16 protein-coding genes are annotated in these 15,492 nt (G+C 31.4%); all 16 read left to right on the plus strand.

Annotated features, from left to right (window positions below; translation table 11 throughout):
• The first annotated feature begins 179 nt into the window (after positions 1–179).
• The 16 genes from folK to pilB are packed head-to-tail and all read left to right on the plus strand — an operon-like array spanning position 180 to position 15,467.
• Positions 180–701 carry a 2-amino-4-hydroxy-6-hydroxymethyldihydropteridine diphosphokinase gene (gene folK, locus ABIN17_03915; protein ID MEO0284205.1) on the plus strand — a complete coding sequence of 174 codons (522 nt, stop codon included), beginning with the start codon at positions 180–182 and terminating at the stop codon, positions 699–701.
• On the plus strand, positions 679–1,530 hold the full coding sequence (gene panC / locus ABIN17_03920; GenBank protein MEO0284206.1) for a pantoate--beta-alanine ligase: 852 nt from the start codon (positions 679–681) through the stop codon (positions 1,528–1,530). Before folK ends, panC begins: the two co-directional genes overlap by 23 nt.
• The gene (gene gmk, locus ABIN17_03925; protein ID MEO0284207.1) at positions 1,523–2,137 is read left to right on the plus strand and encodes a guanylate kinase; all 615 of its coding nucleotides are present in this window, start codon (positions 1,523–1,525) and stop codon (positions 2,135–2,137) included. The genes panC and gmk overlap by 8 nt, the downstream gene beginning before the upstream one ends.
• Positions 2,134–3,384 (plus strand): adenylosuccinate lyase, encoded by a 1,251-nt coding sequence (purB, locus tag ABIN17_03930; GenBank protein MEO0284208.1) that lies wholly within the window; start codon positions 2,134–2,136, stop codon positions 3,382–3,384. The genes gmk and purB overlap by 4 nt, the downstream gene beginning before the upstream one ends.
• Positions 3,381–4,670, plus strand: a complete 1,290-nt coding sequence (locus ABIN17_03935) for a sensor domain-containing diguanylate cyclase (protein MEO0284209.1) — start codon at positions 3,381–3,383, stop codon at positions 4,668–4,670. The genes purB and ABIN17_03935 overlap by 4 nt, the downstream gene beginning before the upstream one ends.
• A gap of 22 nt (positions 4,671–4,692) precedes the next feature.
• On the plus strand, positions 4,693–5,412 hold the full coding sequence (locus ABIN17_03940; protein ID MEO0284210.1) for a prepilin peptidase: 720 nt from the start codon (positions 4,693–4,695) through the stop codon (positions 5,410–5,412).
• Between the two features lies 1 nt (position 5,413).
• On the plus strand, positions 5,414–6,019 hold the full coding sequence (locus ABIN17_03945) for a class I SAM-dependent methyltransferase (GenBank protein ID MEO0284211.1): 606 nt from the start codon (positions 5,414–5,416) through the stop codon (positions 6,017–6,019).
• A gap of 17 nt (positions 6,020–6,036) precedes the next feature.
• The gene (gene deoC, locus ABIN17_03950) at positions 6,037–6,687 is read left to right on the plus strand and encodes a deoxyribose-phosphate aldolase (GenBank protein ID MEO0284212.1); all 651 of its coding nucleotides are present in this window, start codon (positions 6,037–6,039) and stop codon (positions 6,685–6,687) included.
• On the plus strand, positions 6,684–6,962 hold the full coding sequence (locus tag ABIN17_03955; protein MEO0284213.1) for a hypothetical protein: 279 nt from the start codon (positions 6,684–6,686) through the stop codon (positions 6,960–6,962). Before deoC ends, ABIN17_03955 begins: the two co-directional genes overlap by 4 nt.
• Positions 6,955–8,973 carry an NAD-dependent DNA ligase LigA gene (ligA, locus tag ABIN17_03960; GenBank protein ID MEO0284214.1) on the plus strand — a complete coding sequence of 673 codons (2,019 nt, stop codon included), beginning with the start codon at positions 6,955–6,957 and terminating at the stop codon, positions 8,971–8,973. Before ABIN17_03955 ends, ligA begins: the two co-directional genes overlap by 8 nt.
• On the plus strand, positions 8,966–9,562 hold the full coding sequence (gene recR, locus ABIN17_03965; protein ID MEO0284215.1) for a recombination mediator RecR: 597 nt from the start codon (positions 8,966–8,968) through the stop codon (positions 9,560–9,562). The genes ligA and recR overlap by 8 nt, the downstream gene beginning before the upstream one ends.
• Positions 9,559–10,047 carry a roadblock/LC7 domain-containing protein gene (locus ABIN17_03970; GenBank protein MEO0284216.1) on the plus strand — a complete coding sequence of 163 codons (489 nt, stop codon included), beginning with the start codon at positions 9,559–9,561 and terminating at the stop codon, positions 10,045–10,047. Before recR ends, ABIN17_03970 begins: the two co-directional genes overlap by 4 nt.
• Positions 10,048–10,053: 6 nt before the next feature.
• Positions 10,054–10,647, plus strand: coding sequence for a GTPase domain-containing protein (locus tag ABIN17_03975; protein MEO0284217.1), 594 nt, complete (start codon positions 10,054–10,056; stop codon positions 10,645–10,647).
• Complete coding sequence (locus ABIN17_03980; GenBank protein ID MEO0284218.1) at positions 10,644–11,837, plus strand: nicotinamide-nucleotide amidohydrolase family protein; 1,194 nt, start codon at positions 10,644–10,646, stop codon at positions 11,835–11,837. The genes ABIN17_03975 and ABIN17_03980 overlap by 4 nt, the downstream gene beginning before the upstream one ends.
• Before the next feature lie 27 nt (positions 11,838–11,864).
• The gene (locus ABIN17_03985; GenBank protein ID MEO0284219.1) at positions 11,865–13,709 is read left to right on the plus strand and encodes an ATPase, T2SS/T4P/T4SS family; all 1,845 of its coding nucleotides are present in this window, start codon (positions 11,865–11,867) and stop codon (positions 13,707–13,709) included.
• 3 nt (positions 13,710–13,712) lie between these two features.
• On the plus strand, positions 13,713–15,467 hold the full coding sequence (gene pilB, locus ABIN17_03990; protein ID MEO0284220.1) for a type IV-A pilus assembly ATPase PilB: 1,755 nt from the start codon (positions 13,713–13,715) through the stop codon (positions 15,465–15,467).
• Positions 15,468–15,492: the final 25 nt, after the last annotated feature.

Below are 15,492 nucleotides of genomic sequence, written 5' to 3' on the forward strand. Positions count from 1 at the left end.
ATAAATACAGTTTGACATTTTGGACATCGAATTTTAGAGTTTGGTTTAATTTTTTCAGTACTTACTTTATATTTAGTTTCACATCCTGGACATTTTATAATAAATACTGGCATTTTTTGATTATAATTAATAATGTGATTAAAAAACAAGGAAAGTTTTATTGAAATGTTACTCTTAATATGAATGAAGTTTTCCTTTCTCTTGGTTCAAACAAAGGAGATAGATTGAAAAATATTCTTTTTTCTCTTTTTGAAATAAAAAAATATTTTAAGATAAAGGATTTCTCATCTATTTACTTAACAGAACCATGGGGAAATGCAGAAGGTGGAAATTTTCTTAATATGGTTATAAGAGGTTATACAGAATTATCCCCTTATGAACTTTTAATAAAAAATCAGGAGATTGAAAAAAAATTTGGAAGAGTGAGAAAAAGAAAATATGAAGCACGAACACTTGACATTGATATACTTTTTTATGAAAAATTAATAATGAAAAATGATAAACTTATAATCCCCCATCCACTTTTACATAAAAGAAATTTTATTTTAATTCCCTTATCTGAAATTGCTCCTTTTTTTATTCACCCTGTTTTCAATAAAAAAATAAAAGAATTTATTGAAAATAAAAAGGGAGTTTATAAAATTATTGATAAAAATTCAATAAAAGGGGTAATTGACTATGGAAATAATAAAATCAATTAAAGAAATGCAGAAAAGATCAGAAGAATTAAGAAAAAATGGTAAAATAATAGGTTTTGTTCCAACAATGGGAGCTCTACATGAAGGGCATCTTGAACTTATGAGACAAGTAAGAAGAAAATGTGATGTTCTTGTTGTTTCAATTTTTGTTAATCCGATACAGTTTGGACCAAAAGAAGATTATAGGGAATATCCAAGAGTATTTGAAAAGGATAGAAATTTATGTGAAAGAGAAGGAGTTGATATAATATTTTATCCTAAGGAAAAGGAAATGTATCCTGAAGATTTTTCTACATATGTTGAGGTTGAAAAACTAACTGAAACTCTTTGTGGCAGGTATAGACCTGGTCATTTCAGGGGTGTTACTACAGTTGTTACAAAACTTTTTAATATAGTAAAACCCCATATAGCAGCCTTTGGATGGAAAGATGCACAGCAATTGATTGTTATAAAAAGAATGGTAGAAGACTTAAATATGGATATAGAAATATTACCCGTTGAAACTGTTAGAGAAAAAGATGGGCTTGCGATGAGTTCAAGAAATATTTATTTAACCCCTGAGGAAAGAAAAGAATCACCGGTTATATATAAATCTCTTTTACTTGCAAAAAAAATAATAGAGGAAGGAGAAAGGGATTCTGAAAAAGTTATAAAAGAAATGGAAAAATTCATTAAAGAAAATTCAAGATTAATAAAAATACAGTATATTGAGATTGTAGATATAAATAATCTATCACCACTTAAGGAAATAAAAGGTGAGATTCTTATTGGAATAGCCTGTTTCCTTGGAAGGGCAAGATTAATAGATAATATAAGAATTAAAGTTGATTAATTTAAAAAGGAAACCCTTTATATTTTTAATTTCAGGTCCCTCAGGAACTGGAAAAACCACAATTGTGAGGAGGTTAATGGAAAAATTTGGTAATGAACTTAAGTATTCAGTATCCTACACTACCCGAGAAAAGAGAGGGGGAGAAATTGAAGGTGTGGATTATTATTATATAACAGAAGAGGAATTTAAAAAAAAGATTGAAAGAGGTGAAATGATAGAATGGACTTTTGCCTATGGTAATTACTATGGAACACCAAAAGAGCCTGTTCTTAAATGGCTCAAGGAAGGTTTTTATGTTTTATTTGATATGGATTCAAAAGGTCTTTTTAATTTAAAAAAATACTTTGATGATGTTGTCTCTATATTTCTTTTCCCTCCCTCATGGGAAGAGTTAGAAAAAAGATTAACTAAAAGACACCCAAAGGAAAAAGAACTTGTAAAAAGAAGATTGAAGGAGGCTAAAGAAGAAAGCAAAATGTGGAAATTTTTTGATTATGTTCTCGTAAATAGTGATATAGATTTTACAGTTAAAATGGTTGAAAAAATTTATCAAGCAGAAAAATTTAAATCAAGGTTAACGGATTTAATTGTTGAGGAGAAAATATGATTGAAAGGTACAAAATAAAAGAGATTGAAGAAATATGGAGTGAAGAAAATAAACTGAAATTATGGCTTAAAATTGAGATCCTGACAATAGAAGGATTTGAGAAAAATGGGATTTTGCCAAAGGGGATATCAGATAGAATTAAAAAGAAAAATATTATAATAACACCCTTAGAGGTTAAAGAGAGAGAAAAAATAACAAATCATGATGTTGCTGCTTTTGTCGATGTTCTTGAAAAAAAAGTAGGTGAAGATATTGCGCCTTTTGTTCATTTTGGTTTAACCTCCTCGGATCTTCTTGATACTACAATTGCCATTCAGATGAGGGATACATTAAAAATTGTTTTGAATAGACTAAAAATTTTAGAAAAGGTTCTGGAGAATAAAATAAAGGAAAACAGGGGAATTTTAATAGCAGGTAGAACACATGGAATGTTTGCCGAGCCAATGACTCTTTCCCATAAATTTCTTTCTTATCTTTCAGAGGCGAAGAGAAATGAGAAAAGATTAAGGGAAATAATTAAAGAGGTTTCCTTTGGAAAAATTTCTGGATCTCTTGGAAATTATCTCCATGTTCCACCTGAAGTTGAGTTTTATGTATTAAAAAAACTTAATTTAAAACCAGAACCAGTTTCTACACAGATAGTTCCGAGGGATAGACATGTTTTATTCCTTTTCGGTCTTGTTTTAATAGGGAATTTTCTTGAAAGGTTAGCAACTGAGATAAGGCTTCTTTCAAGAACAGAAGTTGGTGAATTAAGTGAGCCTTTTAGTGAAGGTCAGAAAGGTTCATCAAGTATGCCCCATAAGAAAAATCCAGTTATTTCAGAGAGAATATGTGGTCTTGCAAGGCTTTTAAGGGGTTATCTTATTTCTATTCTTGAAAACACTAATTTATGGCACGAAAGGGATATATCCCACTCTTCTACTGAAAGAATTGTTTTACCAGATGCTTCCCATTTAACTGTTTATATGCTTGATAAGATGATTTTTATTTTGGAAAATTTATTAATAAATAAAGAAAAAATAAAAGAAAATTTCAAAAAATATGAAAAAGAACTTTTTTCTCAGGAATTTCTCTATTTTCTCTTAAAAAAAGGTAAAAAACGTTCTGAGGCTTATGACCATGTTCAGAAAAAAATATTTGAAGGGAAAATTCCAGTGGATGAAAAAGATTTTGAAAAATTAAAAGAAGAACTTTATAATAAACTTATAGAAATAGAAGAAAAATTGATTGAGAGGCTATTATGATTGATGAATTTCTAAAGGATAATGTATATTTAGTTTTAAGTTTTTTTCTTGCTTTTATTATTATCCTTATGATTGTAATCTTTGAGTTGAGGGGAAAATTAAGGGAAAGGGACAAAAAGATAAAAGAGTACGAAAGGAGATTGAAGGGGTTAAGAGAAACACATGAATTTATGGTTAAAGAACTTACTGCAAGAATTGATGAACTTAATGTTATGTTTTCGAAAAGAAAAAGAATAACTCAATCTGTTATTAATCTAGCAAGAGCTTTGAGTGAACTCAGAGAGGAGAAAGAGATTATATATCTCGTTCTTGAGCAAACAAAAAATATATTAAATGTTACAGATGTTTATTATTTTATCCCGCAGGACGAAGGTTTAAAATATGTGCTTTTTGAGCACAGGACGTTAAGTGATAAGGGAACTTTAAAGAGAGGTGAACTTGTTTATAATTTAGGGGAAGGTCCAATAGGTTATGTTGCAAAAAAAAGGTATATAATGGATAAAGATACCATGTTTCAGGATGCCCTTGTTGATGGGTTACCTGAAACTTATCTTGCTGATCCCTTTGGAATGGATTATGAGATAATTTCACCTCTTACTTACCAGGCAACAAATTTTGGAGTTATTGCTGTTTCAGGAATAAAGGAGGAAAAGATAGAGGGGGTCTCATATAGGGAAACAAAAGAGGAGGCATTAAGAACATCCATGGAAGCCCTTCAAATGATTTCTGAACTTACTTCTCTTGCTCTAAACTCAGCTATGCTCCTTGAGAAGATTCAGACAATGGCTGATACTGATGGTTTAACTGGAATTTATAACAAAAGATATTTTATGGAAAGGCTTTCAAGAGAGCTTTTAAAGGCAAAACAGGATGGTTATAAGGTGGGTATCTTTATGCTTGATATAGACTTTTTCAAAAAATACAATGACACAAATGGACACCCTATGGGTGATAAACTTTTAAGAAGTATTGCAAAGATTTTGAAAAAAACAGCAGAAACACTTAATGGAATACCTGCAAGATACGGAGGAGAAGAGTTTGTAGTGCTTTTACCTGGAAGGAATAAGTTTGAAACAATGACCTATGGTGATCAAGTAAGAAAAATAATTGAAAAAACAAGATTTCCTAAGGAAGAAAAACAACCGGGTGGTAAACTCACAATATCAGGTGGTGTGGCTGTTTTTCCTGATGATGCCCAGGATGAGAAGACTTTAATTGATAAAGCAGATAAAGCTCTTTATAAAGCTAAAGAAAGCGGTAAAAACAGGGTATTGGCAGCTGGTTGAAATAATTTTTTTTATTCTGGGTTTGTGTTTAGGAAGTTTTGCAAATGTTATTATCTATAGGGTACCAAAAAATCTTTCAATAGTTTATCCTTCTTCTTTCTGTCCTTCATGTAAAAATAAAATAAAGTTTTATGATAATATTCCTCTAATAAGTTTTCTCTTATTAAAGGGAAAATGCAGATTCTGTGGAGAAAAAATAAGTTTTAGATACCCTTTTGTAGAATTTTTAACAGGAGTTTTATTTCTTTTATCCTATATTAAATTTAAATTTTCTCCTTTAATGTTTGAAATGATATTTCTTAACTATTTTTTAATGATAATGGCTTTTATAGATTATGAAACTGGGTATATATACGATGTTTTACTTTTTCCTTCCCTTTATACAGGTTTTATTATTTCTTTTTTGAATAATCATTTGATTTCTTCAATTTTCTATGCCCTTTTTGCATTTTTCTTTGGTCTTTTTTTAAGGTTAATTTTTGGAAGAATTTTTAAAAAGGAAGCACTTGGTGAGGGAGATCCCTATGTATTTGCTTTAATTGCAATATATATAAGAGGTTTTGATCTATTTTTTGTTTTTTTCCTTTCTTTTTTAATAGGTTCTATTTTAGGTTTTATTTTAATTTTAAGAAAAAAAGAAAAATATTTACCTCTTTTACCCTTTCTCTTTACTGGCACCTTTCTTTACTATATAATCTATCCTTTTCCAAATAAAATAATCTTTAAACTTTTTTATCTATAACATGGAAGACAGGTTCAAAAGGATAAAGAAAATCTATGATTATGTTAATTTTATTTTTTCTTTTGGAATAGACCATTTTTCAAGATGGTATTTATCAAGAAAAGTAAAAGGGATTATCTGTGATATAGGAACAGGTAAGGGTGAACTTGCTTTATATTTAAGCAAAAGAAAAAAGGTAAAAAGGATTTTTGCTATTGATATATCTAAGGATATGCTTGAAAAGAGAAAATTAAATGAAAAAATATTTTATTTAAGAGCTAATGCCTTCTTTTTGCCCTTTAAGGAAAGAAAATTTGATTTTGTTGTAAATAGTTTTGTTTTAAGAAATATAGGAATTAGTGGTGCCTTTTTTAATGAAATTAAAAGGGTTTTGAAAGATGGCGGAAATATATATATTCTTGATATGACAAGACCACTTTTCCCCTATTCTTTAATTTTTATTCCCTATATTTATATTTTTACAAAATTTCTCTCAATTTTTTATCCAGAATATAATTTTTTAAGGGAAAGTATTTTGTCTTTCAAAGCAAAAGATTTTGTAAAAAAATTTGAAATTAGAGAGTCTATTAACATATTCGGTACAATTTTCTATTTATTTAGGGTTTAATTTATAATAATTATGTTATGGAAATCAGAAAGTATATTGAAGCAACTCTTCTAAGACCTGAAAAAACATGGAAAGAATACAAAGAGTTTATTGAAAAATCTATTGAAATTGGAGTGTTTGGAGTTTGTGTGCCTCCCACAAGGGTTATTCAGGCAAAGGAAATTTTGAAAAATACCAATTTAAAGTTAATCTCAGTATGTGATTTTCCCTTTGGGTATGGAAATAGTGATATAAAAAAAAGGGAAACAGAAAAACTTATTGAAAAAGGATGTGATGAGGTTGATATGGTAATGAATATACAGAAGTTCAAGGATGGGAATTACGAAGATGTAAGAAAGGAAATAGAAGAGGTAGTAAAGGTTGCATCAGGTAAACCTATAAAAGTTATTATAGAGTGTGGTCTTTTAACGCCAGAGGAAATTTCACTTGCAACAAAAATTGTCTGTGAATCAGGTGCAAATTTTGTTAAAACTTCAACAGGTTTTCTTTCAAGAGGTGTAAAACTTTCTGATATAAGAATAATTAAAAAATCTTTAAAAAATGATGTAAGGATAAAGGCATCAGGAGGAATAAGAACTTATGGATTTGCAAAAATTTTAATAGAAATGGGTGTTGAGAGAATCGGAACATCAGATCCCTTTAATATTATAAAGGAGGGAAAAGAATGAAGATTGTAATAACAAAAAAGGAATCAACAATAAGATTTTTTACCGAGCCACCCCTTTCACCCTTAACTTGTTTCTGGCTTGGAAAAAGAATAAGAGATTTTGAAGATAGGTTAGGATATAAGGTTTTTTATGTTAAAGGTCCTATTCCAGAAAGTTTCAAGGGATTCTGGGGTACAAAAATTATAGATACTGAAGGAAAATCTGAAGAGGAATCAGCAGAGATAATAATTGAAACCCTTAAGAGTATTTTGCAAAAAGAAAGGAAGGATGAATAAGGAGGAAATTAAAAAAAGAATATTAGAATTAAGAAAAGAAATTAATTATCATAATTACAGGTATTATGTTTTAAATGATCCTGTTATTTCTGATGAAGAATATGATAAATTATTCAGGGAACTTTTAGAATTGGAAGAGAAATACCCTGAGTTTCAATCACCTGATTCACCAACGAGACGTATAGGTGAAAAGCCACAGGAGGAATTCAAACCTTTTAATCATAAAGAATCAATGTTTTCCCTTCAGGATGCGAGAAATGAGGAGGAACTACTTGAATTTGATGAAAGGATAAAGAGGTTTTTGAACTTACCTATGGATAAGGATATAGAATATATGGCAGAACTAAAAATTGACGGGCTCTCCTTGGAAATTGTTTATGAAAAAGGTGTATTTAAAGCTTCCGGGACAAGAGGAGATGGTTCAGTTGGGGAGGATGTTACTTTGAATGTAAAAACAATAAAAGAAGTTCCTCTATATTTAATTGAAAATGAAGACTTTAGAATTCCTGACAGAATAGATGTAAGAGGTGAAGTTTATATGCTTATAGAAGATTTTAAAAAATTAAATGATGAAAATCTAAAAAAGGGAGAAAAAACTTTTGCAAATCCAAGGAATGCTGCTTCGGGTTCATTGAGACAGCTTGACCCCAAAATAACAGCCCAGAGAAAACTTAAATTTTTTGCCTGGGGAGTAGGTTATTATGAAGGAATAAAGTTTGAGACACAGGAGGAGGTATTAAATGCTCTTAAAAAATTTGGTCTCCCAGTAAATCCCTTAATTAAGAAGTGTAAAAATATCAAGGAAGTAATTGATTACTATAACAGAATGAAGGATGAAAGGGACAATTTACCCTATGAGATTGATGGAATTGTTGTAAAGGTAAATTCTATAAGAATGCAGGAGGAACTTGGTTTTACAATAAGGTCACCGAGGTGGGCAATTGCTGGGAAGTTTCCTGCGAAGGAAGTTACAACAAGAATAAAGGAGGTTATATTCCAGGTGGGGAGAACGGGAATAATAACACCAGTTGCTGTATTTGATCCCACACCGGTTGGGGGAGTTGTGGTTCAGAGGGCAACTCTTCATAATTTTGATGAAATAAAAAGAATGGATGTTAGAATTGGTGATTATGTTTTTTTGAGAAGAGCAGGTGATGTAATTCCCGAAGTTGTGAAAGTTGTAAAGGAAAGAAGGACAGGTGAGGAAAGGGAAATAGTGCCACCTGATAAATGTCCTGTTTGTAAGGGTAGTGTTATGAAGGAAGGTGCCTATTTAAAATGTATTTCAATTGATTGTCCCGAAAAATTGAAAGGTTCTCTTAAACATTTTGTAAGTAAGAAAGCAATGGATATAGAAGGCATAGGAACAAAACTCATAGATCAGCTGGTTGAAAGAAAAATGGTTAAAAGTATTGCCGATATTTATTATCTCAAATACAGTGACTGGATTAGGTTGGAGAGAATGGCTGATAAGTCAGTAAAGAATATAATGGAAGCTATCGAGAAGAGTAAAAAAACAACTCTTGAGAGGTTCATTTATGCTCTTGGAATACCTTTGATTGGTGAAAGGGGTGGTAAGCTTCTTGCAAGAAGATTTGGTTCAATTGAAAGATTGAAAAATGCAAAATATGTTGAACTTAGAAGCATACCTGAAATAGGACCTGAAATGGCAGAATCAATTGTTTCTTTTTTCAGGAATGAGAAAAATATTGAAACTATAAATAAATTACTTAATGCAGGAATAACCTTTGAGGAAAAGAAATTAAAGAAGGGGTTTTTTAGTGGAAAAACAGTTGTATTTACTGGGACACTCAAGAATTTTACAAGGGAGGAGGCGTCAAAACTTGTGGAAGAACAGGGTGGAAGGGTTTCAAATACTGTTTCAAGGAGCACGGACTTTGTGATTGTTGGGGAAGAACCAGGTTCAAAATACAGAAAAGCTCTTGAATATAAGATTCCTATACTTAATGAGGAGCAATTTATAGATAAGTTAAAGGAATCATATGAATGAACTTATAAAAAAGCTTATAGAAGCTTTTAATGAATTGCCGGGAATAGGTGAAAAATCTGCAGAGAGAATAGTTTTTTATCTTCTTGATAAACCAGAAGAGAGGCTTTCTTATTTTATAGAGAGATTTAAAGAGCTGAGGGAGAAAATAAAAATATGCTCTCTGTGTAATAATTTTGATGAGGAGGACCCATGTAAAATATGCAGAGATGAAAGAAGGGAAAATGTTTTGATGATAGTGCCAACTCCTAAGGAAGTCTGGACCTTTGAAAAAACAGGAGAGTTTAATGGTAGATATTTTGTCCTCGGTGGACTTATTTCTCCTCTTGAAAACATATATCCTGAGGATTTAAAATTAAATTCACTTTTTAAGATTTTAAAGGAGAAAAAAGTGGAAGAAATAATTTTTGCTTTTCCGCCTTTACCTGAAGGTGAAGTCACAATCTATTTTTTAATTGATAAACTTAAAGGTTATAATCTTAAAATGACAAAATTTCGTTCAGGAATTCCACTTGGAACAACTTTTGATTATCTTGATAATTATACTTTGAGAGAAGTTTTAAAAAACAGGGAGGTGATAGAACTTAAATGAGTGAATATAAATATATTGAGGAAAGCTTTAAGAAAGTAGAGACAATTTTGAAAAAATTAAAAGAAACTTCAAATTCAAATGCTGTTTTACTTATTGATAAAGCAGGACAATTAATTACCTCTATAGGTGATATAAGTGGTTTTGATTTAGTTTCTTTTGCTACTCTTTCAGCTGCTGATTTTGGTGCAACAAGTCAGCTGGCAGAACTTATAGGAGAAAAAAGTTTTTCTTCCCTTTACCATCAGGGTGAAAAAAACTCCTTGTTTATTTCTCTTGTAGCAAATAGAGTTATTCTTGCTGTTCTTTTTGATTCCAAGACAACACTGGGACTTGTAAAAGTTAGAACCAAACATGCTTCTGAAGAACTGGAAAAAGTTCTTGATGAACTATTTGAGAAACTTAAGGTGGCACCTACAAAGGAAGTTTTTGATAAAAGTTTTATAAAAGAAGCAGAAGAAGAACTTGATAAACTTTTTGGACCTTAAGAAAAAATGGCTCTTATAAATTACGCTGCAAGAGAAATTAATGTTAAAATAGTGTATTATGGACCTGGGCTATCCGGGAAGACGACAAATATAAAATACATATATGAAAAACTTTCACCTGATCTTAAAGGGCAATTAGTTTCTGTTGCAACAGAACAGGAAAGAACCTTGTTTTTTGATTTTCTTCCTATAGATCTTGGAAATGTTAGAGGATTTAAAACAAGATTTCACCTATATACAGTTCCAGGACAGGTTTTTTATAATGCTTCAAGAAAGCTTATTTTAAAGGGTGTTGATGGTATAGTTTTTGTGGCAGATTCTCAGATAGAAAGGATGGATGAAAATATTGAAAGTTTTGAAAATATGATAGAAAATCTTGAGACCTATGGGTTAAAATTAGAGGATATACCCTATGTAATTCAATACAACAAAAGAGATTTACCCAATGCTGCTTCAATTGAAGAACTTCAAAAGAATTTAAATAAAGATAGTGTTCCCTATTATGAAGCAGTCGCAACAGTTGGAAAAGGTGTTTTTGAAACTTTAAAAGAAATAGCAAAGATGGTTATAAGACACTTATCAAGTAAAACTCCTGCGTGAATTTTAAAATTTCCTGTATTACAACAGGAAGTGAAATTTTAAGAGGTTTTAGAGTTGATTCAGACTTTTATTATCTTGCAAAAAAACTTGGGGAAATAGGAAAAGAAATTAGTTTTCATTTAACTGTTCCTGATTCAAAAGAGGAAATAAAAGAGGCTCTTTCTATTTGTTTAAAAAAGAGTGATATAGTTTTTATAATTGGTGGTCTTGGTCCAACTGTAGATGACTTGACAAGAGAAAGTATTTCTGAACTTTTAGAAATTCCTCTTATTTTTAACGAAGATGTTTTTAGAGAACTAAAAAAGAGAGAAGAAAGTTTATCTGAAAAGGAACACAGAAAGTATGGTCTTTTTCCTGGGGGTTCTAAATTATATATAAACGAAGTAGGTCTTGCTCATGCTTTTCTTATAGAAAAAGATGGAAAAAAAATATTTGCTTTACCAGGTCCAAAAAATGAATTTGAGTATACTCTGAATAAAATTTTGAAAGATTTTGAAGTTGATGAAAGTTATTTGGTTTTGTATTTTGATTTACCTTTTAAAAAAGAGATTGAGATTCAAGATAGATTAAAGGATAAAATAGATTTAAATTTTCTTTTTTTCCTTCCCTATACAGGTGGTGTTATTCTTGGAATCAAGGGAATTAAAGAAGAGGTATTAAAAATTAAAGAGATTATTAAGGATGAATTTAAAGAGGAGATTTCTTCAGAAGGTCCCCTTATGTTGGAGGAAGTTGTTGGAAAATTATTAAAGGAAAAAAGTAAAACTATAAGTGTAGCAGAAAGTTGTACAGGTGGTCTTTTAGCTTCAAGGATTACAGATGTTCCAGGAAGTTCAGAATATTTTATAGGTGGGGTGGTTGCTTATTCAAATGAAATAAAGAAAAAAATTTTGAAAGTTAAAGAAGAAGATCTTTTAAAATTTGGTGCTGTTTCTGAGCCTGTTGTAAGGGATATGGCAAAGAATGTAAGAGAAATTTTTAATTCAGATTTTGGGCTTTCTATTTCAGGTATAGCAGGTCCTACCGGGGGAACAAAGGAAAAACCAGTGGGAACAGTTTATTTTTCAATTTCCTATGAAAAAGAGAATTTAGTTTTTAAAAAGTTATTTAAAGGAACAAGGGGAGAGATTAAATTTCAGAGTTCTCATTTTATATTGAATGAGTTGAGAAAATTGCTTTTAAAACTTTAATATTTATATATAAAGTAGTAAAGAAAAATGAAAAGGATAAAAAGAATCGGTGAAATGCTTATAGATGCAGGAGTTATCAATGAGGAACAGTTAAAAAAAGCTCTTGAGATGCAGAAAAAAAATGGTAAGAGGCTTGGTTCTATTTTACTTGAACTTGGATATGCTTCTGAGGATGATATTTTAAAAGTTTTAGCAGAGCAGTATGGGAATGTTCCGGTAGCAAAAGCCAAGCATTTTGAAAACATTCCAGAGGATGTGATAAAACTTATTCCTCCTCATGTGGCTGCAAGGTATGATGTTATACCACTTGCAAAAAAGGGGAATAAGTTATTCCTTGCAATGGCTAATCCGGATGATCATTTTGCAATTGAGGATGTCAGGTTTTTAACAAAGCTTGAAATTGTTCCTCTTATTAGTCTTGAAGATTACATTAAAGATGCAATTAAAAAATATTATAAGGTTGAAGATATGATGGATCAGATAGTTAAGATTGAAAGTGAGGATATGGGAATAGAGGTAATTAGTGGAGGATCCGGGATAGAAAAGAGAACAGGTTCTGGAGCAATAGAAGAATCATTTGATAATTTAACTGGTAAAAATCTTGATTTAAGTATAGAAGAAGTTCTTTTAACTTCTGATGATGATAAAAGTTTGACTCATGATAAAGTAGAGGATGAAGCAGAAGATATTACGAGCATAAAGGATGAAACATCACCTGTTGTAAAACTTGTAAATGCTATTCTTCTTGAGGGAATAAGAAGAAAAGCTTCTGATATACATATTGAACCCTACGAAAAAGATTTAAGGGTTAGATATAGGATTGACGGTGTATTGCAGGAGGTTTTAAAGAGGGATGTAAAATTAATAAGACCTATTGTAGCAAGAATAAAAGCAATGGCGAAAATGAAACTGGAAGAAAAGAGAAGACCACAGGATGGAAGAATAAGGCTAAAGTTGGGAGATAAGAGGATTGATGTTCGCGTTGCTACTGTTCCAACGGTTTATGGAGAAAAAGTTGCTATGAGAATCTTGGATAGGTCTGCAATAGAGTTAAATTTAGATGCTCTTGGATTTGAGGAAGAATCCTTAAAAATTTTCAGAAAAGCTCTTAAAAATCCCAATGGAATAATTCTTGTTACAGGACCTACTGGAAGTGGAAAAACAACCACCCTATATTCTGCTCTTCAGGAACTCAACTCAATAGATGTTAATATTTCCACTGTGGAAGATCCTGTTGAGTTTACACTTCATGGTATAAATCAGGTTCAGGTAAAGGAAGAGGTAGGTATGACTTTTGCTGCTGGTCTAAAAGCTTTTTTAAGACAGGACCCTGATATAATAATGGTAGGAGAAATTCGTGATCTTGAGACAGCAGAAATCGCTATAAGGGCATCTTTAACAGGTCACCTTGTTTTATCCACTGTTCATACAAACACAGCTGCTGCAACTGTTACCCGTCTTGTAAATATGAATATTGAACCTTTCTTAATTGCCTCAACTCTTTTAGTTGTGGTTTCTCAGAGACTTATCAGAAAAATTTGTGAGAATTGCAAGGAGGAATATAAACCAGAAGATATAGTTTTAGATTTATCTCCTGAAAACCCAGATAGATTAAAAGGGGCTAAATTTTACAGGGGAAAAGGGTGTGAGAAATGTTTTAAAACAGGATATAAAGGAAGAACTGGACTCTATGAAGTGATGCCAATAACAAGGAGAATAAGGGAACTTATATTAAAAAAGGCTCCTACCTTTGAAATTGAAAAAGCTGCAGTGGAGGAAGGTATGATTACTCTAAGAGAGGCAGGAATAAGGAAAGTTTTGAGAGGTATAACGACACCGGAAGAAGTTTTAAAAGAAACAAAAATTGAATAAATTATGGCTCTAAAAATTGGAGAACTTTTAATAAAACACGGTCTTATAACAAAGGAGCAACTTGAAGAGGCATTAAAAAAACAAAAAGAACTTGGTAAAAGGCTCGGTTCAACCCTTGTAGAACTTGGTTATATTACTGAAAAACAGCTTGTTGAGGTTCTTGCAAAACAGCTTGGTGTCCCTGCCATTGATCTTTCTGATATAAAAATTCCTGATGAAGTTTTAAAACTTTTACCTCCTGATATCTGTTTTCAGTATGAGGTTCTTCCCCTTGCAAGAAAAGCAAATATTCTATTTCTCGCTATGGTTGATCCCTCAAATATTCAGGCTCTTGAGAATGTTAAATTTATAACAGGACTAGATGTAGAACCAGTTATTGCTGCAGAATCAGCTCTTAGAAGATCTCTTGAAAAGTTTTTCCCGGCTTATAAAAAGGAAATAGCAAAGATAGAAGAATTGAAGAAAAAAGAAAAAGAAGAGGAACTCATAGGATTTGATTTAGAAGATGTGGAAGTAGAGGATTATGAGGAAAATCTTGATGAAAAAGAGATTTTAAAGTTAAGTAAAGATACCCAGATAACGAAAATTGTTAATAAAATAATAAAAGATGCTGTTACAAAAAGAGCCTCTGATATTCATATTGAACCTTTTGAAAAGGTTTTAAGAGTTAGGTTGAGAATAGACGGTGTTTTGCAGGTTTATGCAGATCTCCCCCAGAGATTGAAAACAGGAGTTGTTTCAAGGATAAAGCTTATGTGCAGTCCTAATCTTGACATATCGGAAAGAAGAAAGCCACAAGATGGGAGAATTCAATTAAAATTAAAGGATGATAATGGTAATGAGAGAATGATTGATTTTCGTGTTTCAGTTGTTCCTACGGTTTTTGGTGAAAAGGTGGTAATGAGGATTCTTGATAAATCAGGGCTTAGTCTTGATCTTAAGGTGCTTGGGTTTGAGGAAGATGATCTTCAAAGATTTTTAAAAGCAATTCATTCACCTTATGGAATAATACTTGTAACAGGTCCTACAGGAAGTGGCAAAACAACAACTCTATATTCAGCTCTTTCTACCATTAATACCCCTGATAGACAAATTATAACGATAGAGGACCCTGTTGAATATAACATAGAAGGGATAAATCAGGTTCAGGTTAATAGAGAAGTTGATCTTGATTTTGCAAATGCTTTAAGGGCTTTTTTAAGACAGTCTCCTGATGTTATTCTTGTGGGAGAGATAAGAGATTCAGAAACAGCTGAAATAGCAATAAGAGCTGCACTAACAGGTCATCTTGTTTTTTCAACAATACATACAAATGATGCTCCAACAACGATTGACAGGTTAGTTGATTTAGGTATTCAACCTTATTTGATTGCCTCTTCTGTGATATTAATTCAGGCTCAAAGACTTGTAAGAAGAATCTGTCAGAAATGTAAAAGAGAAGTTACTTATGATCCTGAACTTATAAAAGAACTTGGAATATCGGAAAAAGAGATTCCAAATATGAAATTTTATAAAGGGGAAGGTTGTGAAGTCTGCAATAATACAGGTTATAAAGGAAGGATAGGTATATACGAGGTTATGACAATATCACCAAGAATAAGAGAGATGATTTTAAATCGTGCGACATCGGACCAGATAAGGGAGGTTGCAAGAGAAGAAGGTATGCATACTTTGAGGGAGGATGGAATAAGAAAAATTTTAAAGGGTATAACAACTCTTGAAGAAGTTTTGAGAGTTACAGCAGGAGGAGAAGAATAAAAATGGGTTCAAACCCTTTATTAAA

It is taken from the genome of candidate division WOR-3 bacterium, assembly GCA_039803925.1.
Lineage (GTDB): Bacteria > Hydrothermota > Hydrothermia > Hydrothermales > JAJRUZ01 > JBCNVI01.